Source organism: Sphingomonas sp. Ant H11, assembly GCF_000797515.1.
Lineage (GTDB): Bacteria > Pseudomonadota > Alphaproteobacteria > Sphingomonadales > Sphingomonadaceae > Sphingomonas.
Genome location: NZ_JSBN01000210.1, coordinates 1 through 22,868, shown reverse-complemented (window position 1 = coordinate 22,868; position 22,868 = coordinate 1). Strand labels below are relative to the sequence as shown.

Sequence of the window (22,868 nt, the reverse complement as noted above, 5' to 3'; positions counted from 1 at the left end):
CCGGCGGCGCGACCACGACGGCAATGCCGTCGCGCTCGCCCCGCTGGCGGTGCCGTGCGGCTTCCGCAACCGTCGCAATGAACCCTGCCGGCGTCTCGCCGAGCGACCCATCCTGATGAACGGCCAGCCCTTCGTCCATCGTGGTCACCAGCTGCTCCAGTGTCCGCGTTCCTGCTGGCTAGACGATGACAGCGCGGTCGAGCCGGACATTGCTGACCGGATCGGTGAAGATATCCGGTTCGCAACCGAACCGGATATCCAGACCGACCCGCACGGCGAGGACCCCGATGCCAACCGCGATCCAGACGACCCGGGAATCCAGGAGATGCCGGATTACGATGCCGGGGATGACGGTGGCGAGTATGAATGGGACTGATCCTGCTGATCCTGCTGTGCTGGCTGTGGGACGGCCGTAGAGGGGCAGGGCGGGGCGTCCCGCCTTGTGGGCGGGACCGGGCTCTATTCGGCCCTGGCGGGCCTCACGGAGCCCCCTGGCGGGGTCTCCGTAGGGTCGACGCGGAACGCCTCTTTCGAGGATGTTCCAGCGCCTCCCCCCGAACCGTGCTTGCACCTTTCAATGCACACGGCTCTCCATTCCGCTGGTCAACCGACCGCCGTGGAGATGGACGTGGCATGAGCGACACAGAACGACAGTTCCGCGCCGCCGAGCCGATTGTTTCCACGCCGTCATCGGGCTGCGCCGCTTGTCCTTCAGTCTGTTGGGATGATGCGCTTCGAACGGACCATCGACGTCGCCACAGCTCTCGCATTCGCGGGCGCTGAGGCGCGTGATGATATCGTTCGTGCTCAACGCGAGGCGTGACCCGACCGTGGTGTTGTCCACGACCGCCTGTTGCCAAGGCCGAACATTCAGGTGCTTCAACCGCCAGAGCATCTGGACCCGCAGTTCACCCCGAACCATGGTTTTCACGCCATAGTCCGTCCCCAGTTTCAGATTTGCCAGGCCCGCGCCCGCGTTATGCGCTGCCGTGCCGCGATGGTCGCCAGCAGGCTCCTGAACATGACGAGTTCAAGGCCATCGAGCGAGCTTTTCACGCCGTCTGCAATCGCATAATAATTGGCGAGGCCACGTAGCTCCGAGTTGTAGGCAATGACCATTTCCGCAACACTGGAGTCGAGGAACTGTGGACGCACCCGGCCATTCCTCAGATCGAGGTTGCCGAGTTTCTTGCGCCTGCAAAACCCATAGACCCGCGACCTTGGCACCCACAGCTTGATATTGCCCCGCGTTGGTCGGCGACGGACACGACGTGATCCGCCACCGACCTTCGACCGGTCTGCCATTGACCCGGCAGATCGCAACGTGAAGGCGCAAACATGGAAGCCAAGGAACGGCGATCCCTTCGATGCATCACTGACCCGCGTCTTTTCGGGTGACACCTCAAGGTTGAGCCGATCACGAAGGAACGCTTCGATTTCAGCCCTGATCCTTTTTGCATCAGCCTTGCTGCCGATTACACCGACGAGGAAGTCGTCGGCGTAGCGACAATAGCGAAGGCGCCGGAAGTCCGGGTCCATCGGATCGACAGACGAACATGCCTGCCTTTCCTTCGTGACTGCCTTGATCCGCTTCAACAGGTTACGGACCTCGGCATCGTCCGCGCCACCGGCGCGGAGCGCATCGATCTCGGCACGATAATCGGCGATCTGGCGAGATAGACGCGTATAGGCGGGATTTGCCCTGCGCGTTTTTCCCTGATCGAAGCGACCCGCATTTCCTCCATGAACTCATCAAGCTCATGGAGATATATGTTGGCCAGCAAGGGCGAGATTACGCCGCCCTGCGGAGTGCCGCTATAGGTCCGCTCGAACGTCCAGTCGTCCATGACGCCCGCCTTCAGCATCTTTTCGATCAGACCGATGAACCGTGGATCATCGATGCGTTTCGAGAGAAGCCTGAGCAGGATGTCATGGTCGATGTTGTCGAAGAACCCGCGAACATCCACCTCGATCAGCCATTTCATGCCTGTCCAGGTATTACGGATCTCTTCGAGCGCCGTATGGCACGAGCGCCCCGTGCGGAACCCATGGCTATGTCTTGAGAACACAGGATCATAGATTTGCGCGAGGACGATTCGAGCCGCTTCCTGAACAATGCGATCATCGACCGTAGGGATGCCCAATGGGCGCATTTTGCCATTGCCCTTGGGGATATAGACCCGTCTGACCGGTCGGGGGCGGTAAGTGCCATCGGCCACCTGCCGGGCGAGATTGGCTAACCTCTCAAGCGTCATGCCGTCGAAGCTTTGCCCGTCAACGCCCGGTGTCGCCGCACCCCGGTTCCGGGACACTTTGACATAGGCCCGTTCATAGAGATGCGATGATCTCAAGAGACGGTGAAGACCATTGACCCGCTTTCCCGCCCGCGACAGGGCCGGAAGAGTCTCGAGCCTTCTCAGGATCATAGCGGTCTGCATCAGCAGTTCCTTTCCATCGATTGGTCGAGTTACGCAGAACTGCCGTCCTTCCCCCGCACCGGGCGGATTTCACGGGCGATCACTCGCCGCTTGTACCGCCGGTCCGTCCACCTCGCGGTGGCTGTCCCGGCCATTGCACCGGGCATTTGAGTACTATGACGGCTCCGTCGCCATGCAGGTCCGTTACGCTGGCCTGTTTAGGCGATCCCGTAGTTGCACGAGGAGGAGTCGCGATGCGTTTAGGTGCCCCGTTCGTTTCCTTGATCCCCTGACCGGGGCCGCGCCGTGCAGACTGGCGGCGATTCGCTAGGCCGCGCTCCTCGCCCTGCACGAAATGGCGTGTCATCCGCGTCGCCATCGCTCACCTATTAACCGCTGGAAACTGGGATTCAGACAATCCAGTCTTCACCATGCGCACCTTGCCCGGAGGTCAGCCGCCCGACTGCGGAGTCAGGCTTCGATCCCTTCACCGACATGCTATGGTCCCGTTTCCCTTTCGGAATCTCAGCCGGCTCATCACCGACACCGGTAAGTCGGTCAGGCAGAAACTGTGCCAGTAAGTTTCGTTCGGTAGAACACTCCTTTCTTCTCGCGCCACAACGGCGCACGCCCTGCGGGTGACGATCCCTATGCCGGCGCCGGGCGTCCTGCGCGCGGGCGGCGGCAGCTGGCTCGCCCTCCCGGGCTCACTGGCGCTGCCTTTGCGGCGCTGCGCCTGGCGGCGCATCACCGCCGCCCGTGCTCGGTCCGACCCGGCGTGCCCACCACAACATAATATTTTCTCTCTCTGTGATGAGGAAGTCTGGCATGCGGGGTTGGCGGGCCGTCAAGGACGCGCGGTCCCCCCAATTTTCACGCACCCTTCCGCCTCCGCTTCGCTCCGCCTCCAGGGCACGAGAAAATCGGCTCCCCCGCGCGCGAGCGTTAACCGGGGTCCGCGACCCTGCGGGCCGCGGCTTCCCGGTTAACGTCCCTGACCGCCCTGACCGCCGCATGCCGGATGAGATTCCTCACCGAGAGAAGGTGAGATTTTCAACTCATGGAGGCTATCATGACCAAGTACAGCAACTTCAACGACATGGGCCGCGCGATCAACGAGCGCCGCGCCGACGAGGACACCACCGAGACCTATCAGGGGGCGTTCATCGAGGCGAGCGAGATGGCCAAGCTTTCCATCGTCAGCGAAGCCGAGAAGCTGGACATGCCCGACCCGGAGCAGGCCGCGCACGCCGTCGAGCAGATGCTGGCGACGATGTTCGACGTGTTCCGCGACACCCGCATGGAAGAATTCGCCGCCGATCTCGCATGGGGTTTCGTCAACAGCTTCCACATGGTGGCCAAGCGCATCGAGGGGCGGGAGGATGACGCCGCCAAGAAGCTGGGCGACCTGGTGCGCAGCTACGACCCCTCGGAGATCTACGCGGTGGAACTCGAAGAAACCCAGCTGCTCTGCCAGACCCTCGAGAATTGCGCCGAGGCGATGCGCTGCATGCGGGACCACGCCGGGAACGTGTATCGCGTCGAGACCGGACGGCCCTTCTCGACCGTCCGCGGCAGCAGGGTGTCGTCCAAGCTGACCGCCTCGATGATCGACGGTGCCGACTATCTGGCGGCACGCGCGGCAAAGCGTCGGGACGAGCACAACCCGAGCGGCCCGATTGTCGCCTTCTCGGGCGGCATGGAATGGCACGACCACGAGCAGCTCTTCGAACGCCTCGACCAGATCAAGCGTCGCATCCCGTCGATGGTCCTGATGACCACCGCCATGAACAAGGGTGCCGACGCCATCGCAGCGTCGTGGGCGGCCTCGCGCGAGGTCAAGCTGGTGCGCATGTTCCTCGACAAGCGCCACGGCAACCGGGGCGGGTTCCTCCGCAACGACCGCATCGCCTCGCTGCGTCCCGTCGAAGCGATCGTCTGCGAAGGATCGGGCGTCCAGATCGACTTCGCTCGCAAGTTGCGTACCGCCGGCGTACCGCTCCACGTCTTCCGCAAGGACGGACAGGCACCGGTGCAGCCGAGCCAGCGCAGCCGCCGCGCCTGACGCACCCACGGAAGGGCTCCGGGCAACCGGAGTCCTTCCCCTTTTTTACGTCGCCCTGGGCGGCGCTCCGGGGCATCGAGCCCCATCGCGCCGCGTGGGACTGACCTATCGGTCGATCACGCCACGTTGCCCGCTCGGCACGGCTCGCTCGCGGCAGGGCAATGCCGTCGCATTGCCACTGCCAGCTACGCCTCGCCGGTGCCGGGGTCGATACCGACACCCGTCGCATCGCCTCGCTCGCTTTGCGGTCATCGCTGAATGCGATGACCAGCGCGCTACGCCTCGGCCGATACGACTGGCGATCGTCGTTGAACACCAATCGGCACGCCTCGCTTGCTTCACGGCGATCCCTTCGGATCGCCGGTTCGCTACGCATCGCCGTGCCGATCGCGTTGGCTTATCGACCGCGCCGTCTCGCTCGCATCGCGGCCACGCCTGCGCGTGTCACGCTCGCTACGCATCGACCGGCGCAGTCCGACCGAAGCCCGGCTCGCTCGCGGTGCCGCAATGCCTGCGCATTGCGAGCACCAGCTACGCATCGCTCGGGCACCCGGTCCTGCGGACCGACCCATGACCCCGTGATCGGCCATGCCGATCCTGACGGATCGGAAGGGGAGGGGAACCGGAGATGATGGTTCCAATGGGAGACAGACCATGTCGATCACCTTCTTCCTCAGCGTCGATCGCAAAGCCGACGCCGCGCCCGCCGTCATCACCGCCCGCCAGCTTGCCGCGTTCCGCGCCTTCGCCCGCGAACGTGGCCAGCTGCTCGAAGACGAGGATGATGACCCGCTCGTGTCGTGCTCGTTCGAAGCTCGCGTCTGCCCCTGGTCGCTCGCGTCGATCTGCGCGATCTTCGATCACGATGTGGGTGTCATCGCCGTGGTCGAGGAAGCCCAGTTCCGTGGCCTCAACGTGCGCTTCTGGCACGATGACGCGACCCGCACGATCACGATGCGCGTCGCCAGCACCCCGGACGGCGCAGCGGAGATCAATCTCGCGAACGGCAACGCCTTCCACGTCCTCGACGCGCTACGACTTTCGGACGATAATTGCGGCAGCATGCCCATCGGGCAACTACGCGAAACACTCGGCCAGCCCTATGTTCGCCGCGACCTTGGTCGCCTCGATGGTCGTTACCTCGAACGCTTCGACACCCTCGCTGCTCAGGCCGACACCAGTGAAGGGATACGCATGGTCTGGGGATAGCCTCCCTCCAGTCGCCATCGCGTCGGAGCATCGGGCTTCGCCTCGATGCTCCCCATTCTTATGCCTGAATGGACCGAAGCTTCGCCAACTCGGCCCAAGCATTGAAAAGGGGAGCGCCTAACGGCAGCTCCCCTTCTATTTGCATGATGGGCTTGAGCCCGCTTTCGCGCTGACCCGCTTACGCGGTCAGGCGCTTCACGGTCTCGGCGATCCCGAGTTTCTTGATCGCTCCAATGATCGCGCTGAACTGGGCAGGATCGGCCTTCATCAACCCCGACCGTTCCACCTCCTTCAGCAGCTCCGAACGCTCACGATCGGCCAGTTGCTTGCGGCGTTCGTTGAGCCGCTGTTCGTCCGCCTCAAGCTGTGCCCGTTCCTGCTCGATACTCCGTGCCATATGACCTGCCTTTTCTGATCGTGGATCGGCCTCCATTTCCCACGATGCCAGCACCGCTCCACCGGCACAATAGCGACACTCATAATCGCTCGCTGGTCCGGCTTTACCGGACCAGCATGAGGCGACGGACACTGACCTTCGGCCAGGTCCGTCGTCGGGCGGGATTGCTCCGCCCAATACCCTTCGGTCCAGTCCGGTGGTCGCCTGCCTGCGGCGCTTACTCTCCCGGAACCCAGTCCAATGATCGGACATCCAGCCATGATGCCACCACCACCGCGACAGTCCCTAAGGATTTGCACACCGTACGCGGCACGCCGCAGGTTAAGTGTCTGTAATTGCCGGTGTTTGCAGGGGCAAACATGTTTGCCCCTGCAAACGCCTTGGTGGTTCTCCCCTAAGCGCTTGAGAACGCGCGAAAATCCCTGTTTGCAGGGTGAATGCGTTTTCACTCTATACCTCGGGACCAGGCTGTAGTATTTTCCACTCTCCGAAAACCCCACCAGCCACTTTCAAGTGGGTGGTGAATGTCTAACTCGACGATAGCTTTCAGACTTTCGTCTGAAGAGATTGCGGCACTTGATCGTGTAGCCGCGAAACGGTCGTGCTCCCGGTCTGAGGCCGCGCGCACTGCGCTTATGTTCGGTATCCGTTTCGCTGAGGCCGAGCATACTTTCAACATCACCCGTGCGGTCCTCGTTCTCGAGTACATGCAGGCGGCGATCGACGTGATTATCACACGCGATCACGGCGACGTCGTACCCCAGCTTCGCGAAGCCGCGAAGGAGCGCCTGGCGACGTTCCATGCGTAGCGGCGACATCCGGTTCAACGGTCAGGCGGCGACCGTAAAGCACCATTCCGCGCGGGGGCGGATCACCCGCAACTCGGGCAATTTCACCCGCGGTTCGCAGCTTCTCGCCAGTCAGTACAAGATGACCTGGGCGGGCCTCCAGGTGCCCATCTGGATATGGCTGGGGACGTTCATCGTCCTGTTCAATATCTTCGTCTGGCTGGGCCTCGCCGAGCATGAATTCCAGCTCGACCTGATGAAGCTCTATTCCGCCATCTGGACGTGGGTCGGCGGGGACAAATTCCACCTCATCAACCTGACCTTGCCAAACGGCATCGTGACCAAGGTTCCGATCGGCTACGTCCCCTACGAACCCCATGTCGTTCATGCCTGGGCGAAGACGGTCAAGATCTTCCTGACGACACTCGTCATGTCGGCCTTCATCGCAGCACCGATCATCATGTGGTTCATCATGTGGGCAAACAAGCGCGGCAGCGACATGCTCCAGGAACGCCACAACCGCGGCGCCCTGTTGGTCGAGCGTGACGTGCTCGTCAAAACTGTCAGCGGCCACAACCGACGCAAGTTCCGCACCGAGTGCGCCGAACACGATCCGCCGTACGTCCCCGAACTCGTCGCCAAGGCTCCGATCCTCGATCGGATCGACCGGGGCATCCACGTTCCATACACGATCGCCGGCATCCCCTATCCGTGGCGGCTCGAACAGAGCCATACCATGCTCATCGGCACCACCGGCACCGGCAAGACGACCCAGCTGCGCAGCCACGTCTCGCAGCTTCGCGCGCGCGGTCATCGCGCGGTCATCTTTGACCTGACCGGCGTGTTCGTGGAGACGTTCTACAACCCAGAAACCGACGTCATTCTCAACCCTATGGACGAGCGTTGCGCGCCGTGGACGCTGTTCGACGAATGCCGCAACTATGCCGACTTCGTTTCGGCCGCATCGGCCCTCATTCCCTCGCATCCCGACGACAAGGAACCGTTCTGGCAGAACGCCGCGCGGATGCTCTTCATCGAGATGTGCCTGAAGCTTCAGGAGATGGGTGAAGCGAACAACGCCGCGATCGCGCACCACCTGATGCAGGCCGATCTGAAGTCGATCAACGCCAAGCTCGATGACACCATCGCCGCCCCGCTGACGACCGAGAAAGCCGCCCGCATGGCGGAATCGATCCGCTCGGTTCTGAACGTCAACGGACAGGCGCTACGCTTCATGCCGGACCCTGTCCCGGGCGGCCCGCCCGCCTTCTCGATCCGCGACTGGATCGCGACCGACAATCGCGACGGCTCGATCATGTTCATCACCGGCTCGTACAACGACCTCGAGATGACCCGCGGTCTGTTCACGCTGTGGATCGATCTGGCCGTCAACAACCTCATGCGCCTGCCCAAGACCCGTGACCTGCGGACCTGGTATCTGTTTGACGAAGTCCATGCGCTTCACGCGCTTCCTGGTATCGAGCATGGCCTCCAGTCGGCCCGCAACTTCGGCGGTGCGTTCGTCCTTGGGATCCACTCGTTCGACAAGCTGGTCGCGACCTATGGCTTGCAGAACGCGACCGCGCTCACCGGACTTGCGCGCACCAAGCTGATCCTCGCCACCGCCGATCGAACCACAGCCGAAAAGTGCTCCGAGTTCATCGGCAGCCGCGAGGTCCGCCAGATGGATGAGGCCTACAGCTACGGCTACAACAACACCCGCGACGCCTCGACCCTCACGCCTCGCACGGCGATCGAGCCGCTGGTCATCCCCGACGACATCAACAACCTGCCGTCGCTCCACGGCTTCGTGAAGTTTCCCGATGGATTTCCCGCTGCGCGGATCGAACTCAAATACCGCTCCTATGCCGAGGTCGCGCCGGGGGCGGTGCCCCGCAAGAACTTCAAGCCTACCGAATACGTCTCGCCGGAAGACCGGCGTCGTCAGAACACCCGGAACAATGGCGCGGATGAGGGGGGTGAGGGTGGCCGCGAGCATACCCCCACACGGCCTGTGGGGGGCGTGGAGGCGAAGGAAAGGCAAGAGCCGGACCTGACCGCCTCGCAGCCCGAGAAGCCGCGTAGCGAGGCTGAAAAGGCGGCTGCGGCGATGGAGGTCACCGGGTCGCTGCCGGTGGTGATCGATCAGATAACCGGCAAGGGCGTCGCCAGCAGCCCGACCGGCGTCGATGCCGTCCGCGCGTCGGATGCCGCAACGAGGGTCGGGGGCGAACCTTCCAAGCCTGTGACGGGAGGTTCATCCAGTCTGGATGCCCAACTCGGCGGCATGGGCATGTCCCTGATCGAGAACCGTGCGGGTCCGCAGAGCGGGGTGGATCCGACGCGCGGCGAGGCGTCACGCCATGCCCCGGAAAGCCGGTCCGATCGCGGTGATGCCGATCGCCACGAGGACCAGGCGACCCGCGAATTGCGCGATGGGTTTGCGACGCAGCGCGACCCCGATCACCACCATCGTCATCACGGCCCGGATCATTCGCCGGAGATCGATGACGACATGGACATGGGGATGTAGCCGATGCTGTCGATCGCTTCCGTCAAGTCCGCCTCCGGCGCGGCGCAGTATTTCGCCAAGGACGATTACTACACCGCCGAGCATTCGTCCGAGGCGACCGCCTGGGGCGGGGTGGGCGCGGCCGACCTTGGCCTCAAGGGCGAGGTGACCAAGGAAGACTTCGAGAAGATCCTCAACGGCGAGATGCCCGATGGCGAGAAGGTCGGGCAGGTCGAGGGTCGGCGGTTAGGCGTCGACCTGACCTTCTCGATGCCGAAATCGGCGAGCGTCATGGCCTATGTCGCCGGCGACGCCCGTGTGCTCACCGCGCATATGAACGCGGTAAAGGCGACGATGGGCTGGGTCGAGAAGACCTTCGCCGAAGGCCGCACCTACGATCAGTCCAGGTCAGGGGATGCGGTGCGTACCGGCAACCTCGTCTATGCGCTGTTCCAGCACGACACGAGCCGCGCTCTCGATCCGCAGGGCCACATCCACGTCCTTATCGCCAACATGACCAAGATGGCGAACGGGGCATGGCAGGCGCTCCACAACCAGCAGCTCTGGAAGAACAACACCACGATCGGCGCGGCCTATCACGCCCAGTTTCGCGCCGAGCTGGCAAAGATCGGCTACGAAACAAGCGTCACCGGCAAGCACGGCCAGTTCGAGATCGCCGGCGTGCCTAAGGAGGTGATCGACACCTTCAGCCAGCGGCGCGCCGATATCCTGGCGAAAGCCGGCGAGCTCGGTGTCACCTCCGCCGAGGCGTTGCGCAAGGTGACCAACAATACCCGCGACGCCAAGCTGAACGTCGAGGATCGCGATGCCCTGCGCCAGGAATGGCGTGACCGGGCGGCCGCGCTCGGATTCGACGGCAAGGCACTGGTCGATGCCGCGCGCGAGCGTGCTGGCGCCAGCGGCCTCGATGCCCAGCCACGACCGATGGAGCGCCTCGGTGACGTCCTGGCCAATCTCCGCGAAAGCCTGGGCGAGTTATTCCGACCCGCCGATCCGCTCGTCGCCAGCGGCCTCGACCGGCTGCGCATCGCGCCGGTGGATCTGCGCGCCCAGCACGCCGTCGCCTCCGCGATCCGCATCCATGCCCAACGCGAAGCCGCGTTCGCGGTGCCGGACATCACCAGGACCGCGCTCGACCTCGGGCTGAAGGGTGTCACCGCCGCGCATGTCGACGCGCGCGTCTCCGAGCTCATCCGCAACGAGAAGCTGATTCCGGGCAAGGATGACCGGATCGACAGCGTCGTCACCCATGTCACGACGCCCGAGGCGCTCGCGACGGAGCGCGGCATCCTTGCAGAGATCGAGCGCGGCAAGGGGGAGGGGCGGGTGATCGTCTCCGCCGACACCGTTATCGAGCGGATCAACGCCGCATCGGGCGACAAGGAACTCAATGCAGGGCAGATGGCGGCCGCGACGATGGCGCTCACTTCCGCCGATCGCATCGTCGCGGTCCAGGGCGTCTCGGGCGCCGGCAAGTCGACCATGCTGGCGAGCGTCGCGCGCAATGTCGAGCAGGAAGGCGGCAAGGTGGTCGGTCTCGCGCTCATGAAGGCGACCGCCGATCGTCTCGGCGCCGAAGCCGGCATCGAGAGCCGCACCGTGTCCTCGTTCGTCCACAGCTATGCCCGCCACGCGCTCGCTGGGAAGGGCGCGGGCTATGACGGCGCGCGAGACGCGCTCGCCGGCACCACGCTCATCCTCGACGAAGCCTCGATGGTCGGCTCGGAGCAGATGAAGCACCTGGTCGGCATCGCCAATGCGCTCGGCGTCGATCGCTTCCTGATGATCGGCGATCGCCAGCAGATCACCGCGGTCGACGCCGGCAAGGCGTTCGCGCTCGCGCAGGCCGGCGGGATCACGCTGGCGCGGATGGACGAGAATCTGCGCCAGCGCACCGAGCAGCTGCGCACCGTCGCCGCGCTGACCAACCGCGGCGAGGTGCGCGAGGCGATGGCGATGCTCGGCGACAAGGTCACCGCCAACCCCGAGCATGTGAAGGCCGCGGCCGAACACTGGCTGGGCCTAACCCCCGAACAGCGCGAGACCACCGCGATGTTCTCGTCGGGCCGCGTCGCGCGCGCAGAGCTCAACGTGCGCATCCAGGACGGCCTCGCCGCGGAGGGCACGTTGAAAGGGGACGGCGTCGTCACCCCGGTCCTCGACAAGGTCAACGTCACGCGCGAGGAACTCCGCTACGCGCATACCTATAAGCCCGGCCAGGTGATCGACCTGCGCCATGCCATGCGCGAGCTCGGCCTCAGCCCCGGCACCTATGACGTGCTCGGCGTCGACGCGAAGGGGCGCGTTCAGGTCCAGATCGGCAACCGGGTACGGACCTTCGATCCGCAGAAGATATCGCCGGTCGACAAGACCGACGCGATGCAGCTCGCCCAGCGCGAGCAGATCAAGCTGCATGAGGGCGACAAGATCCGCTGGACCCAGAACGACAAGGACCGCGGCCTCAACAACAACGATATCGCCCGCGTCGTCTCGGCCGACCCGTCGGGGATCAAGGTGGAGGCGAGCGACGGCACCCTCCACGAGCTGAAGGCGGGCGATCCGATGATGGAGCGGATCAGCCTCGCCTACGCGCTCAACATGCACGCGGCGCAGGGCATCACCACCGACACCGCGATCGCGGTGATGAGCCACAGGGAATCGAACCTCTCCAACCAGCGGCTGTTCAACGTCACCGTCACGCGCGTCCGCGACGACATCCAGCTGTTCACCGACGACCGCGAGAAGCTGACCGCCGCGATCGAGCGCAACGAGGGCAACAAGACCTCGGCGCTCGAGACCACCGGCGCGCTGTCGATCGACCCCGATCGCGGCGCTGCCGGCGCAGCCACGAAAGCCGGCGCGGGCGAGACGTTCAACCCTTCGCTGCCGCCCGACCTCGATCGCGGACCGGAGAAAGTCGGAGGCGAGCCGAGCGCAGATACAGCCCGCCCCTCGACCGGCGGCAAGATCGACATCCGTACCGATCCCTCGCTCGACCTCTCCCGGTTCAGCGTCCCGGTCGAGCCCAAAGGGCCTGAACTTCCCTACCCCGAAAAGGACATCGGACTGGAGCTATGAGCATGACCACATCACCACCGACCTGGGACCAGGTGATCGCCACCAAGCACTGGCACGCCTGCGACCTCGACACTCATACGCTCACGCAATGCAGCCAGCTCGCGCGGCGCGACGATGCGCTCGACTGGGGCGGCGAAACGCTTGCGATGGCCGCGATTTTCGGCCTGACCTACGTCTTACTCCTGCCGCTCACCCGCGCGCTGCGTGCCCTCCGGGTCCGGTCCGAGCCAGCACGATGAGCCTCGCCGACCGCGACTATATGCACGGGCCTCCCCGCATCGGTCGGACCTCGCGGCTCGACACGCCGCCCTGCGACGCGATCGAGGGAACGGCCGAGTATGGCCATCAGGCCCGCAGGAAGCCCGTGGAGCCACGGTCAACCGCACCACGCATGATCGTCCCGCTGACGCGCCGGTTGCGTCAGGCGGGACTCCTGGCGGCCGCGGTGGCGGCTTTCACCTTCGCCTGGGCGGTCGGATGCGGAATCGTCAGCGCGTCGCTTCACACCGATGGTGGAATTTTCGTTCCGCCCGCAATCCAAGGTACGCCCGGTGGACGGTAGTTTCCCTTTTCGCTTCCGGCGCCAACCCGAGCCGACGCACGCGACCCTCACGATCGCCGAAACCGCGGATCTGACGGAAGCGGCGCTTGAAGCGGTCCGCGCCGGTGACGGGGGCCGGCTCGCGGTATTCGGCGATGGCGACGCGATCGCCGAACTCGCCGACCAGGTCCGCGACCAGCTGATCGACCCCGCGCGCGGCAACTGGGACTTCTTCGCAGACCATCCGAGCGACTATGCACGCTCGTCCGCGATCGAAGCGTTCCTTCCCGACGATCCTGACGTTTGCTCGGGCTACACCTGCGCTTCGCGCTATGTGCTGCTCCGCGCGATCCAGCATGCCGGCGATGAACCTGGTGCGACCCTTTCGGCCGTCCGCGATCTGATACGGGATCTCCCGCCGGAAGCCGTCGCAGAGGCGGCGGGACACGATTCTGGAAACGGTCACGCCCTGCGTTGGGGAATGACCGTGCTGGCCGGCGTGCGACGAGCGACCCACGCTTTCGCCGACCACGACCGGCTGATGCCCAGGATCTCCATCGCGCGCTGGCTGGCAGGATCGGCGTCGACCATCCTGTTCGTACGACGCGAACCTGGACTGACTTCGAGCGAGGTTGTCGCCGTCGAGGCCTCGCTGCGCGATCACGCGATGCTGTCCAGAATGGACGTGTTTCCCCTGGCTCTCCCCTCGCAGTCGATGGAGGTGGTCGATGGGCATCGATGATCGCGACTATATGCGCGATCGCTACCGCAAGCGGCAGGGGCTCGATCCCGGTGCGACGCAATGGAACGATCGCAAGGCACGGGTCGAGCTGAACCGCTTCGGGTTCAGGAAATCGGTGCCGCTGGGGAGCGCGAGCTGGATATCTGGCGGATCGAAAGGGTCGTGGTTCGAAGCCAGGAACAGGGGCCACGATTATCAGCGCGGTCGATGGCGGCCCCGCCCGCGCTTCACGCCGGCCCCTTACTGGCAGGCGCTGGGCGTCGGTGTTGCCATCGCACTGGTCCTTGCGGCCTGGGCCGGGCAGGGCCAGATCAAGCGCGCAACCTCCAGCCTGTTCGCGTCAATCGTGGGGACGAACACCGGTTTTCCGGAATCGGGAACGGTCGCCGTCTCCTCCAGCGTCGACCTGCGAACCGTCAGAAGCCACCTGACCATTCAGGGTGCGGCAGACAATAGCATCGTCCAGCTGCTCGATCCGGCGACGGCGAAGAACCGGCTGTCGGTCTATGTCCGCGCCTTCGAGCGTGTCACCGTGCCAGCCCCGCTCGGCCAATATCGCGTCCGCTTCATCCACGGCCGCGAATGGGCAGATTCTCGGACCTTCTTCGGCAAGGGCACGCTGCACGACGAGGTTGCCGGCGTGATGCTGTTCACGCGACGGGTCGGGCACACGCTCGATCTTCGTCTGGGGGCCGACAGCAATCTCGTGGTCCGGCGCATCGCCGCCAAACCGGCCTCGATCCAGTGACACTGTCCTTCATCCACGCGCGGGGATTTCGCATCGCACCGCCAGGACCGGCCCCCGCGCGCCGGCACGGCGATCAACCGGGACAGGAGACATGAGCAACTGGGATTTCGAGGAAATGGGCGAGTTCGGCTCGGATGCCGACGCAGACCGCTGGGCGAAGCGCAACAACATCGCCCCGCAGGATGTCCGCATTCGCCGCAAGGGGGACGGGGTTGAGCTGGAGGTCCGGCGCTCGGCGCTGGGCGACAGCAGCGCCCGCCACGATGACCGTCGCGACGGCCGACGCAACGGTTTCTTCTGAAAACGGCCAGGGAAGGAGTACACACGATGAAACTGAAGATGATCGCCGCGCTGGGGCTTGCCGCCCTCTCCGTGGCCTTGCCGTCGGCCGCCAGCGCGCAGTCGTCGGCGCCGGTCCTGCTCGCGATGGCGAGCTTCGCCGGAAGTCATGCCGGCACCGATGCCGCGCGCGAGGTCGAGGCGAAGAAGGCGCGCTATCGCGCGCACGCGCTTCACAACGGCAAATGCAAGGACTGCGCGGACTGTCCCGACTGCAAGGACTGTGACGAAGCCGCGAAGAAAGTTGCGGCGGACGAGGAGCGTGCCGGGATCTGCGATCCCGCAGCGCATGCGAAGAAGGCGGGCGCCGGTGCTTGATCGCACCCGCATGCTCGTCGTGACGGCCGCGCTCGCGGCCGTCACACCTTCAATGGCCCACGCCCAGAAGCTGGGGCAGGGCGGCACCGGCGTCGACGAGACGACCGCCGTGCCGCAATGCCAGGTGCCGCTCGGCGTTGCCGCGCTGGTTGAGGAGAAGGCCGCCAACCCGGCCGATGGCCTGTCGCCGCAACTGCAGGCGCTCATGCGCATGGCGGAGATGCAGAACGGCGGTTCGACCGCGCGCGTCGACGCGCTGCCACTGGTCAAGCTGATGATCGCGCGATCCAATTGCTTCCGCGTCGCCGATCGCGGCGAGGCGTTCAGCGCGCTCGAACGCGAACGCGCGATCAATGGCGGGACTGCCACAACCCGGCCTGTCACCAAGGCGGATTATCTGATCGAGGTGAAGGTGGTCTATTCCGACGCCAAGTCGCGTGAGAGCGGGGGCGGGGTCGGCGGTGTGTTCGGCGGGGCGGTCGGGCTCAAGTCGAAGACACTCGAAAGCCAGGTGCTGATGACGCTGGTCGACGTGAACACCGGCATCCAGGAAGCGGTCGCCAGCGGGTCGGCGCGCAAGAAGGATATCGGCGTCGTGGGCGGTGGGCTGTTGCTCGGCCTTGGCGTGGGTGCGCTCGGTGGAAGCTACGCCTCGACCGACATCGGCAAGATCACCACGCTGGCGACGCTCGATGCGTTCCGCAAGCTGATCGAGGATGCACGGCCACGGCTCGAGGCGAGGCTGGTGCCGGCCAAGCCGCCCGCAATGGTGCCTCCCGCCTCCGCGCCGCTACCGGCGCAGGCGGTTCAACCGCTGCCGCAGCCAAATCCGGGAACGCCGAAACGATGATCCGCAAGAAATCGACCCGCGCGGCCGAGATCGCATTTGCCGACGAAGTGATGGCGTCCGACGAGTTCGCGGCTCTCCCCGAGCGCGTGCGATCGACGGTGCGGAACCATCGCCAGGGGATGCGGGGCGAGCGCGAGACCGCCTATATGCTCGATCACCAATTCGGGCCTGACAACGACCGCAACCTGCTTATCCACGATCTGCGCCTGCCGGACGGGCAGGGCGGGTTCGCGCAGTTCGATCATATCCTGCTGTCGCGGGCGTCGCGCACCGCCTCGATCTTCGAATCCAAGAACTACTCTGGCCGGATCTCGAAGAACGAGCATGGCGAATGGATGGTCTGGTATCGCTCGCAACGTCAGCCGCAGAACATCCCCAATCCGGTCGAACAGGCCAAACGACAACGCAAGGTGCTGCAGGCGTGGCTGAAGCGAAAAGGGCATGACAGGGCGTTCGCGGAGGTCGGCGTATTCGTGTCCGTTCCGCCCACCGCGATGATCGACCGTTCCAAAATCGGCAGCGACGAGCCGATCTACAAATGCGACAACCTTTACAAAGCCTGGGTGCCGTTCGGCGGGTCATCGCCCCTGGGACGAATGTTTTCGACCGGCGTCACCGCCGCGCAGATGGTCGAGATCGCCGACCAGCTCATCGCCGACCATGTCCAGGAGGGCGATATCTATACCCGCCTCGGCATCGTTCCTGACAGCACGGACGCCGCCGATACGTCTCATACCGGCGACCCGTCTGGGCCGATCAACATGCCCATCGTCCAGGCCGCGTCTGTGCCGGAATTGCCGCCGTACGTCGAGGCAGAGCCTGTCACTGTTCATCCGGCGCAAAGTCCCTCCACATCGGTAGCGGTTGAATGCACCGTTTTGGAGGTATCGCCCCCTGCCAAGGCGGTTCCCGTCAAGGCGGGCGCACCTATCGAGGTATGCGCCGGGATCGTCGAGCGGACACTGCCAGATGGCCGCATCGCATTCAGGGCCGCGCGCGACGATGAGATCGGCAGGGAGGTTCTTTCCGCGTTGTGCAAGGGCAAGGCGATCTGGAACCCGAGATTCTCCAACTGGATCTGCGTGCCCGACGTCGCCGACGTGATCCGGGCTGCACTTCCCGATGCGATCAGGGTCGGCCACGTCGCATGAATATGATCAGCCTGCCCCGGCCCGAATGCCCGTATTGCCATGAGGCGATGCGCCGCTGGCCGCTGGGGCAGCACATGCTGGTCTGCGACACCTGCCGCCGTCCGATCGTGCGCTACCTCGCTGCGCCCTCGCGTCGGATCTTTCGGCTGCGCCCGCTCTACAGCGTCATCAACGCCATCGCGCTGTTCATTCTGGTCGCGACCTTTCTCGCCATCGTGATCGCCCGCGCCGACATCCGGCATATCATGCTGGCCGTCGCGATCCCCATCGCGATGTTCGCGCGAGCGATATCGGCGATGGCTGGCTGTCCTGGCGTACCTCGCTCGATCGAGGGTGGAACCACCTTCGCAAGGGTCGCAAGGCGCGGCTGATCGGGCTGGCACGCGCAGCGTTCGGCATCGCCGGCTGTGCTGTCGCCATCTTCGGGCTACTTGCCTACGGCGACATGACCACTCCACGAAAACCGCTTGCCCATCAGGCTGGTCGGCCATGATTCCCTTCTGCCTGATCCTGGGCGACAGCACCGCGGTCGGCACGGCGCAGGCATTGGCAGCACAGGGCATACGCTGCGAGGTTCATGCGCGCGTGGGTGCCGGTTCGGCCGAGATCGAGCGGCGGGTGAGGGGCGCTTCGGCCGCCACCGTCGCCCTCATCGCACTCGGGTCGAACGATGCCGCCAGTCCGGCGCTCCCAACCAACCTTCTTGCGCTCAGGCGGCGAACCACCGCCGTCAAGGTGGCCTGGCTTGCCCCCTACGACCTGCGCGCGTCATCCATTGTCACGTCGATCGCGGCACGTTTCGGCGACACCGTCATCCCGCTGCGGGCGCAACCGAGCCGGGATGGCATCCATCCGGTCAGCTATCGCCCCGTCGCCAAGTCGCTGCGGTGGGGGGCGGTCGCCCCCTTCAGAGCCGGCGTAGCGCCGGCGCCGATCGCGCGCGCGACCGTGCTGGTGATGAGCAGCCCACTCGGGTCGTGATCGCCATCTTCATGCCGCGAGCATCGGTCGCCGGAACCGAACGGCTCGACTCAATCCCGCTGGAACAAATCCGGCCCATATGACAGGCTGAACGTCATGGACCATCGCATCACCCACACCTGCGGCCATGAGCAAACCCATTTCATTGCCGGGTTCGCGTCGCAGCAGGAGCGCAAGGCCACCTGGCTGCGCACGACGGTCTGCGGCGCGTGCTACCGCAAGCAGCGCCAGGAAGAGAACGAGCGCGACGCCGCGGCCTCGCAACAAGCCGTTGCCCATCTGTCGCTGGCGCCGCTCAACGGCTCGGAACGACAGGTCAGCTGGGCAACGACCATTCGCGCGAAACGGATCGCCTTGCTGCGCAAGGATCAACCTCTCGATAGCGTCGAAACCGGCGCGGCGCTGCTCGGCATCGCGGACGCCAAATGGTGGATCGACAACCGCGACGCGACCGACGCGCAGTTGCTCGCCTCGGCAGGGGTGGCTCAGGCTCCCGGCTGAACCGGCGTCGTCACCGCATTCTTCAGCGGCGCGGGCTTCTTGCCGTCAGGCAGCGTCCTGCGGAGGTGCTCGTGGACGATCGCAGCCGAGAAGGGCTTCGGGATGAACGTCGCCTTCTCGGGCATGTCACCCGGATTGGGACGGATATTTGTAGGGGCTTGCAATCGTAGCGGTGTCTGCTCGCCAACAGCGCTATTTCCTGCTCACGCTATCTGCCACTGGCGCGTGGCACCGTGCTCGAATTAGCTGCCAATGTGCTCGCCATCATCCGGCGCTGCTCGCAAACGAGGCGTCGCACTCACGTTATCTGCCAACAGCTTCGACCGCCAAGGGGAGGTCGATCAGACGGCCATAGGTTGTCCCGTTTCTCCATCTGCACCGGGCAGTTTCGGGAAAAGCCAATCGGGAACACATTTCGGGAAAATGGCGCCCTCGTTGCCATCGAGCGCGCCTTCCCGCCGTCAGCCGTCCCACGCGACCTTCCCAAACGAGACGGTGCCGTTTCGCTGGCTCCTCGCGCCAGCATTTCAATCTACAGAACTGGAGGTTGTTTCTATGATGTTCTCGATAGTGGCGAGGCGCCGATCTGGATGCTAGCGTGCCGCGGAAGGGCAAATCGTGGTAAACAATGACTGATCTTGGAGCGCGTGAGCAGCGGCGTTTGGCGGCGCTCGCAAAATTCGAGGTAATGGACACCCCGCGAGAGTCGGCTTTCGACGAGCTGGCCGAGCTGGTCGCCGCGATTTGCGAGGCGCCGATCGGGGTCGTGAATCTGATCGGGGAGTGCCGCCAGTTCTTTAAGGCAGAGGTGGGTCTGGGGGTTCGCGAAACGCCGCTGGATACGTCGTTCTGCGCGCACGCGCTTTTGGAGCAGGATTTCCTCCTTGTTCCCGACGCGACGGCCGATCCGCGGTTTGCGTGCAACCCCCTGGTTACCGGCGAGCCTCACATCCGCTTCTATGCCGGTGCACTGCTAAAGACGGACGACGGACTTCCAATCGGGACGCTGTGTGTGCTCGACTACCAGCCGAGGCAATTGTCGGACGTACAGATACGCTCGATCCGCGTCCTGGCTCGACAGGTCATGGCGCAACTCGAACAACGTCTTGCGGCACGGCAGGTCGCCGCATCCGAGGCGCGGCAGCGCGCCATCATGGACAGCGCTCAGGATTTCGCGATCGTCACGACCGATCTCGATGGCCATATCGTTGAATGGACTTCCGGCGCGAAGAACGTGCTTGGCTGGTCAAGGGACGAAGTGATTGGAAAGAGCGCTTCGATCCTGTTCACCGACGTAGATATCAGCGCCGGCAGGCTGGCATTGGATCTGGCGCAAGCTCACGACGAAGGCCGAGCGTCTGTTGAGCATTGGATGGTTCGCAAAGACGGGAGACGCATACTGGCCGTCGATGTGACGTCCCCATTGATGGACCAGCACGGCCAACATGTCGGCTATGTGAAGGTGCTGCGTGATCGCACCGAAGCGCATGCCGCGAGCGAAGCCCTGCGGGAGGTGGAAGCCCGCGCCACCGGCAGGTTGCAGGCCAATGAGGAGAAATGGCGCACCCTGTTCAAGACGCTCGAAGAGGGTTTCATCCTCGCCAGAGTCGTGCGCGATGCAGACGGCAGGATCTGCGACTGGCGGTATGAGGAAGTGAACGACGCCTGGTATAGCCTGGTGGGTATCGAGCGGGGCACGGCGATCGGAAAGACGATGCGCGACCTCTTCCCGGGAATTGAGGACGTATGGGTCAACGAGTTCGCCGAGGTTGTCGATACCGGCGAAGCCAAGCGCTTTACCCGTCAGTTCGGAGGGCTGGATCGTTGGTATGACGGGGTGTGCCAACCCATTGGGGAGGATCGGTTCACCGTCATTTTCCTCGAAGTGACGGATCGCATCCGCGCCGAGAAAAAGCGCGAGGCGCTCACCGACATCGGGCACGTTCTGTCGGAGTCATCCGATATGGAACATGCGATCGATCAGGCGACGGAGATCGTGGCCAAGACGCTCGGCGTGGTTCGGGCTGGGTACGGTACGCTGGATGCAGACGGGGAAATGATTACCGTGCCGGAGCACTGGACGGCGGATGGCTGTCCCCGGCTTGTCGGTCAGTACCGCGTCGATGATTATGGTGACTACGCTATCGACCTCCGGGCTGGTCGTCCCGTCGTCATTCCCGATGTGCGGTATGATCCACGAACATCGCCTCGAGCGGACATTTTCGAAAGCCTCGCCGTTCGAACGATGATCAATCTTCCGGTGGTGGGGAATGGTCGAACCGTCGCGATCTTCTTCGTGAACGATAACGTTCCGCGCCAATGGACGACGCAGCAGGTGGCATTCGTCGCAGAGGCGGCCAGTCGTATCCGGGTTGCGATTGAGCGCCGCCGGGCAGAACAGGACCTGCGCGAAAGCGAAAGCTTTATGCGCAGCGTTCTTGCTGCCTCGACCGATTGTATCAAGGTGCTCGACCTTAACGGCGATCTCACCTTCATGAGCGATGGCGGCATGAAGGTGATGGAGATCAGCGACTTCAACGCGGTCAAAGGCTGCTTCTGGCCGAGTTTTCTGAAGAATGACGGCGTTGGTCTGGGCAAAGAGGCGCTTGCAGCGGCAAGAGCGGGTCGATCGGCCCATTTCGAGATCGCAGCTGACACATTCCTGGGCACCCCGAAATTCTGGTCGGTGTCGGTTTCGCCCATCTTCGGCGAGAACGGCGAGGTGGTGCGCATCCTGTCCGTATCGCGTGATCACACGACTTTGCAGGAGGCGCGTGAGCAGCAGCTCCTGCTCAATGGCGAATTGAGCCATCGATTGAAAAACGTCTTGTCCATCATCCAGTCGATTGCCAACCAGACGCTGCGTGATGCGGTGACACTGGAGGATGCCTCTGCTGCCTTCTCATCACGTCTGGCATCCTTGGGCCGGGCGACGGATGTGCTGACCGCGACATCGTGGGAAGCGTCGGACCTTGATACGGTCTTGGAAGCCGGCTTGGCGGCCGTTGCCGATAAGCGGGACCGGATCGCGATCAATGGCCCCGCGGTGCGTCTCAATCCGCAGTCGGCACTCGCCCTCACGCTCGCAATCCACGAGCTGGTCACCAACGCGCTGAAATACGGTGCCCTGAGCGGCTCTGTTGCAAAAATCGTGAAGCTTGAGCATGCTTGGCGGAGATTGGACGGACGGAACGATGACGGATTTCAAGTGGCGCCATTTCCAGGGTGATGTGATCCTGTGGGCGGTGCGCTGGTATTGTCGCTATCCGATCAGCTATCGCGACCTTGAGGAAATGCTGGCGGAACGCGGCATTTCGGTCGACCATACGACGATCTATCGCTGGGTCCAGTGCTACGCCCCGGAGATGGAGAAGCGGCTGCGCTGGTTCTGGCGGCGTGGCTTTGATCCGAGCTGGCGCCTGGATGAAACCTACGTCAAGGTGCGGGGCAAGTGGACCTACCTGTACCGGGCAGTCGACAAGCGGGGCGACACGATCGATTTCTACCTGTCGCCGACCCGCAGCGCCAAGGCAGCGAAGCGGTTCCTGGGCAAGGCCCTGCGAGGCCTGAAGCACTGGGAAAAGCCTGCCACGCTCAATACCGACAAAGCGCCGAGCTATGGTGCAGCGATCACCGAATTGAAGCGCGAAGGAAAGCTGGACCGGGAGACGGCCCACCGGCAGGTGAAGTATCTCAATAACGTGATCGAGGCCGATCACGGAAAGCTCAAGATACTGATCAAGCCGGTGCGCGGTTTCAAATCGATCCCCACGGCCTATGCCACGATCAAGGGATTCGAAGTCATGCGAGCCCTGCGCAAAGGACAGGCTCGCCCCTGGTGCCTGCAGCCCGGCATCAGGGGCGAGGTGCGCCTTGTGGAGAGAGCTTTTGGCATTGGGCCCTCGGCGCTGACGGAGGCCATGGGCATGCTCAACCACCATTTCGCAGCAGCCGCCTGATCGGCGCAGAGCGACAGCCTACCTCTGACTGCCGCCAATCTTTGCAACAGAGCCCAGGTCCTGGTTTAGGCCGATCCGCGTCGAGTGCGCGCTGATTCCCTTCAGCAGCCGAGCCAGATCCTCGGCCGTGAGATCGGGCAGCGCGCCGAGATCGAACGCGCGCCGGATGATCGACCGGAAGATCGGCCCGATCCGACCCGGGGTGCAGCGCCACGCTGCCGATGTCATATTCGACGCGCGCCTTCACCGCC

At 64.2% G+C, this 22,868-nt stretch carries 24 protein-coding genes and 2 pseudogenes; 19 read left to right on the top strand and 7 right to left on the bottom strand.

From position 1 onward, the window contains the following. Window positions 1-376, top strand: a 376-nt coding sequence (locus tag NW75_RS25485) for a hypothetical protein (RefSeq protein ID WP_033967472.1), incomplete at its 5' end; no start/stop codon positions are given. A gap of 198 nt (window positions 377-574) precedes the next feature. Here NW75_RS25485 and NW75_RS27095 read toward each other — a convergent pair. The 4 genes and pseudogenes from NW75_RS27095 to NW75_RS27080 form a co-directional block, all read right to left on the bottom strand. Next, on the bottom strand, window positions 575-922 hold the full coding sequence (locus tag NW75_RS27095; RefSeq protein WP_033967471.1) for an HNH endonuclease: 348 nt from the start codon (window positions 920-922) through the stop codon (window positions 575-577). 29 nt (window positions 923-951) lie between these two features. Continuing rightward, window positions 952-1,155 carry a group II intron reverse transcriptase/maturase gene (locus NW75_RS27090; RefSeq protein ID WP_231565384.1) on the bottom strand — a complete coding sequence of 68 codons (204 nt, stop codon included), beginning with the start codon at window positions 1,153-1,155 and terminating at the stop codon, window positions 952-954. Between the two features lie 240 nt (window positions 1,156-1,395). Further along, a pseudogene (locus NW75_RS27085) lies at window positions 1,396-1,539 on the bottom strand (reverse transcriptase/maturase family protein); the annotation flags it as partial. A gap of 53 nt (window positions 1,540-1,592) precedes the next feature. Continuing rightward, on the bottom strand, window positions 1,593-2,438 hold the full coding sequence (locus tag NW75_RS27080; RefSeq protein WP_231565382.1) for a reverse transcriptase domain-containing protein: 846 nt from the start codon (window positions 2,436-2,438) through the stop codon (window positions 1,593-1,595). Between the two features lie 1,051 nt (window positions 2,439-3,489). Between NW75_RS27080 and NW75_RS21890 the strand changes: the two genes are divergently transcribed. Together NW75_RS21890 and NW75_RS21885 are read left to right on the top strand one after the other, a co-directional pair. Next, window positions 3,490-4,482 carry an SLOG family protein gene (locus NW75_RS21890; RefSeq protein WP_033967475.1) on the top strand — a complete coding sequence of 331 codons (993 nt, stop codon included), beginning with the start codon at window positions 3,490-3,492 and terminating at the stop codon, window positions 4,480-4,482. Between the two features lie 654 nt (window positions 4,483-5,136). Beyond that, window positions 5,137-5,691: a hypothetical protein gene (locus NW75_RS21885; RefSeq protein WP_010409130.1), complete on the top strand. Its 555-nt coding sequence runs from the start codon at window positions 5,137-5,139 to the stop codon at window positions 5,689-5,691. A gap of 178 nt (window positions 5,692-5,869) precedes the next feature. On the opposite strand, the gene NW75_RS21880 is transcribed toward NW75_RS21885, so the two are convergent. Beyond that, entirely contained in the window at window positions 5,870-6,088 is a 219-nt protein-coding gene (locus NW75_RS21880; protein ID WP_010409132.1) for a hypothetical protein, read from the bottom strand. A 635-nt stretch (window positions 6,089-6,723) separates the two neighbouring features. Here NW75_RS21880 and NW75_RS24800 point away from each other — a divergent pair. The 14 genes from NW75_RS24800 (at window position 6,724) to NW75_RS21815 (ending at window position 18,658) form a co-directional block, all read left to right on the top strand. Further along, window positions 6,724-6,897, top strand: coding sequence for a hypothetical protein (locus NW75_RS24800; RefSeq protein WP_154651477.1), 174 nt, complete (start codon window positions 6,724-6,726; stop codon window positions 6,895-6,897). Beyond that, window positions 6,890-9,409, top strand: a complete 2,520-nt coding sequence (locus NW75_RS21875; protein ID WP_033967470.1) for a type IV secretion system DNA-binding domain-containing protein — start codon at window positions 6,890-6,892, stop codon at window positions 9,407-9,409. Before NW75_RS24800 ends, NW75_RS21875 begins: the two co-directional genes overlap by 8 nt. Before the next feature lie 3 nt (window positions 9,410-9,412). Next, window positions 9,413-12,487: a MobF family relaxase gene (mobF, locus tag NW75_RS21870; RefSeq protein WP_033967469.1), complete on the top strand. Its 3,075-nt coding sequence runs from the start codon at window positions 9,413-9,415 to the stop codon at window positions 12,485-12,487. A 2-nt stretch (window positions 12,488-12,489) separates the two neighbouring features. Continuing rightward, a complete protein-coding gene (locus tag NW75_RS21865; protein ID WP_033967468.1) occupies window positions 12,490-12,726 on the top strand; it encodes a hypothetical protein in 237 nt (78 codons plus the stop codon). After that, window positions 12,723-13,049, top strand: a complete 327-nt coding sequence (locus NW75_RS21860) for a hypothetical protein (RefSeq protein WP_033967467.1) — start codon at window positions 12,723-12,725, stop codon at window positions 13,047-13,049. The genes NW75_RS21865 and NW75_RS21860 overlap by 4 nt, the downstream gene beginning before the upstream one ends. After that, window positions 13,039-13,770, top strand: a complete 732-nt coding sequence (locus NW75_RS21855; protein ID WP_010409143.1) for a hypothetical protein — start codon at window positions 13,039-13,041, stop codon at window positions 13,768-13,770. The genes NW75_RS21860 and NW75_RS21855 overlap by 11 nt, the downstream gene beginning before the upstream one ends. Further along, window positions 13,757-14,518 carry a hypothetical protein gene (locus NW75_RS21850; RefSeq protein ID WP_010409145.1) on the top strand — a complete coding sequence of 254 codons (762 nt, stop codon included), beginning with the start codon at window positions 13,757-13,759 and terminating at the stop codon, window positions 14,516-14,518. Before NW75_RS21855 ends, NW75_RS21850 begins: the two co-directional genes overlap by 14 nt. Window positions 14,519-14,609: 91 nt before the next feature. Continuing rightward, a complete protein-coding gene (locus tag NW75_RS21845; RefSeq protein WP_010409146.1) occupies window positions 14,610-14,819 on the top strand; it encodes a hypothetical protein in 210 nt (69 codons plus the stop codon). Between the two features lie 26 nt (window positions 14,820-14,845). Continuing rightward, window positions 14,846-15,175 (top strand): hypothetical protein, encoded by a 330-nt coding sequence (locus NW75_RS21840; protein WP_010409148.1) that lies wholly within the window; start codon window positions 14,846-14,848, stop codon window positions 15,173-15,175. After that, the gene (locus NW75_RS21835) at window positions 15,168-16,025 is read left to right on the top strand and encodes a CsgG/HfaB family protein (RefSeq protein WP_010409149.1); all 858 of its coding nucleotides are present in this window, start codon (window positions 15,168-15,170) and stop codon (window positions 16,023-16,025) included. Before NW75_RS21840 ends, NW75_RS21835 begins: the two co-directional genes overlap by 8 nt. Then, complete coding sequence (locus NW75_RS21830) at window positions 16,022-17,176, top strand: nuclease-related domain-containing protein (protein WP_010409151.1); 1,155 nt, start codon at window positions 16,022-16,024, stop codon at window positions 17,174-17,176. The genes NW75_RS21835 and NW75_RS21830 overlap by 4 nt, the downstream gene beginning before the upstream one ends. A gap of 2 nt (window positions 17,177-17,178) precedes the next feature. Next, complete coding sequence (locus NW75_RS21825) at window positions 17,179-17,547, top strand: hypothetical protein (RefSeq protein ID WP_231565381.1); 369 nt, start codon at window positions 17,179-17,181, stop codon at window positions 17,545-17,547. A gap of 118 nt (window positions 17,548-17,665) precedes the next feature. Continuing rightward, window positions 17,666-18,157 carry a hypothetical protein gene (locus NW75_RS21820; RefSeq protein WP_010409155.1) on the top strand — a complete coding sequence of 164 codons (492 nt, stop codon included), beginning with the start codon at window positions 17,666-17,668 and terminating at the stop codon, window positions 18,155-18,157. Between the two features lie 96 nt (window positions 18,158-18,253). After that, a complete protein-coding gene (locus NW75_RS21815; RefSeq protein WP_010409157.1) occupies window positions 18,254-18,658 on the top strand; it encodes a hypothetical protein in 405 nt (134 codons plus the stop codon). Here NW75_RS21815 and NW75_RS21810 read toward each other — a convergent pair. Then, window positions 18,643-18,783 (bottom strand): hypothetical protein, encoded by a 141-nt coding sequence (locus NW75_RS21810; RefSeq protein ID WP_231372554.1) that lies wholly within the window; start codon window positions 18,781-18,783, stop codon window positions 18,643-18,645. The two genes, NW75_RS21815 and NW75_RS21810, sit on opposite strands and share 16 nt — an antisense overlap. Before the next feature lie 503 nt (window positions 18,784-19,286). Between NW75_RS21810 and NW75_RS23275 the strand changes: the two genes are divergently transcribed. Next, window positions 19,287-21,887 carry a PAS domain S-box protein gene (locus NW75_RS23275; protein ID WP_231565380.1) on the top strand — a complete coding sequence of 867 codons (2,601 nt, stop codon included), beginning with the start codon at window positions 19,287-19,289 and terminating at the stop codon, window positions 21,885-21,887. Beyond that, window positions 21,853-22,617, top strand: coding sequence for an IS6-like element IS6100 family transposase (locus tag NW75_RS21800; protein WP_001389365.1), 765 nt, complete (start codon window positions 21,853-21,855; stop codon window positions 22,615-22,617). Before NW75_RS23275 ends, NW75_RS21800 begins: the two co-directional genes overlap by 35 nt. 54 nt (window positions 22,618-22,671) lie before the next feature. Here the strand turns inward: NW75_RS21800 and NW75_RS21795 are convergent. Then, window positions 22,672-22,868, bottom strand: a pseudogene (locus NW75_RS21795) (integrase); the annotation flags it as partial.

Coding starts and splice junctions, on each gene's coding strand:
- NW75_RS21830 (WP_010409151.1), top strand. CDS start 16,022: ATGATCCGCAAGAAATCGACCCGCGCGGCCGAGATCGCATTTGCCGAC.
- NW75_RS27080 (WP_231565382.1), bottom strand. CDS start 2,438: ATGCAGACCGCTATGATCCTGAGAAGGCTCGAGACTCTTCCGGCCCTG.
- NW75_RS21875 (WP_033967470.1), top strand. CDS start 6,890: ATGCGTAGCGGCGACATCCGGTTCAACGGTCAGGCGGCGACCGTAAAG.
- NW75_RS21880 (WP_010409132.1), bottom strand. CDS start 6,088: ATGGCACGGAGTATCGAGCAGGAACGGGCACAGCTTGAGGCGGACGAA.
- NW75_RS21825 (WP_231565381.1), top strand. CDS start 17,179: ATGATCAGCCTGCCCCGGCCCGAATGCCCGTATTGCCATGAGGCGATG.
- NW75_RS21820 (WP_010409155.1), top strand. CDS start 17,666: ATGATTCCCTTCTGCCTGATCCTGGGCGACAGCACCGCGGTCGGCACG.
- NW75_RS21890 (WP_033967475.1), top strand. CDS start 3,490: ATGACCAAGTACAGCAACTTCAACGACATGGGCCGCGCGATCAACGAG.
- NW75_RS21865 (WP_033967468.1), top strand. CDS start 12,490: ATGACCACATCACCACCGACCTGGGACCAGGTGATCGCCACCAAGCAC.
- NW75_RS21800 (WP_001389365.1), top strand. CDS start 21,853: ATGACGGATTTCAAGTGGCGCCATTTCCAGGGTGATGTGATCCTGTGG.
- NW75_RS21850 (WP_010409145.1), top strand. CDS start 13,757: ATGGGCATCGATGATCGCGACTATATGCGCGATCGCTACCGCAAGCGG.
- NW75_RS21840 (WP_010409148.1), top strand. CDS start 14,846: ATGAAACTGAAGATGATCGCCGCGCTGGGGCTTGCCGCCCTCTCCGTG.
- NW75_RS21810 (WP_231372554.1), bottom strand. CDS start 18,783: ATGCCCGAGAAGGCGACGTTCATCCCGAAGCCCTTCTCGGCTGCGATC.
- mobF (WP_033967469.1), top strand. CDS start 9,413: ATGCTGTCGATCGCTTCCGTCAAGTCCGCCTCCGGCGCGGCGCAGTAT.
- NW75_RS21885 (WP_010409130.1), top strand. CDS start 5,137: ATGTCGATCACCTTCTTCCTCAGCGTCGATCGCAAAGCCGACGCCGCG.
- NW75_RS21845 (WP_010409146.1), top strand. CDS start 14,610: ATGAGCAACTGGGATTTCGAGGAAATGGGCGAGTTCGGCTCGGATGCC.
- NW75_RS27095 (WP_033967471.1), bottom strand. CDS start 922: ATGGTTCGGGGTGAACTGCGGGTCCAGATGCTCTGGCGGTTGAAGCAC.
- NW75_RS23275 (WP_231565380.1), top strand. CDS start 19,287: ATGACTGATCTTGGAGCGCGTGAGCAGCGGCGTTTGGCGGCGCTCGCA.
- NW75_RS24800 (WP_154651477.1), top strand. CDS start 6,724: ATGTTCGGTATCCGTTTCGCTGAGGCCGAGCATACTTTCAACATCACC.
- NW75_RS21815 (WP_010409157.1), top strand. CDS start 18,254: ATGGACCATCGCATCACCCACACCTGCGGCCATGAGCAAACCCATTTC.
- NW75_RS21860 (WP_033967467.1), top strand. CDS start 12,723: ATGAGCCTCGCCGACCGCGACTATATGCACGGGCCTCCCCGCATCGGT.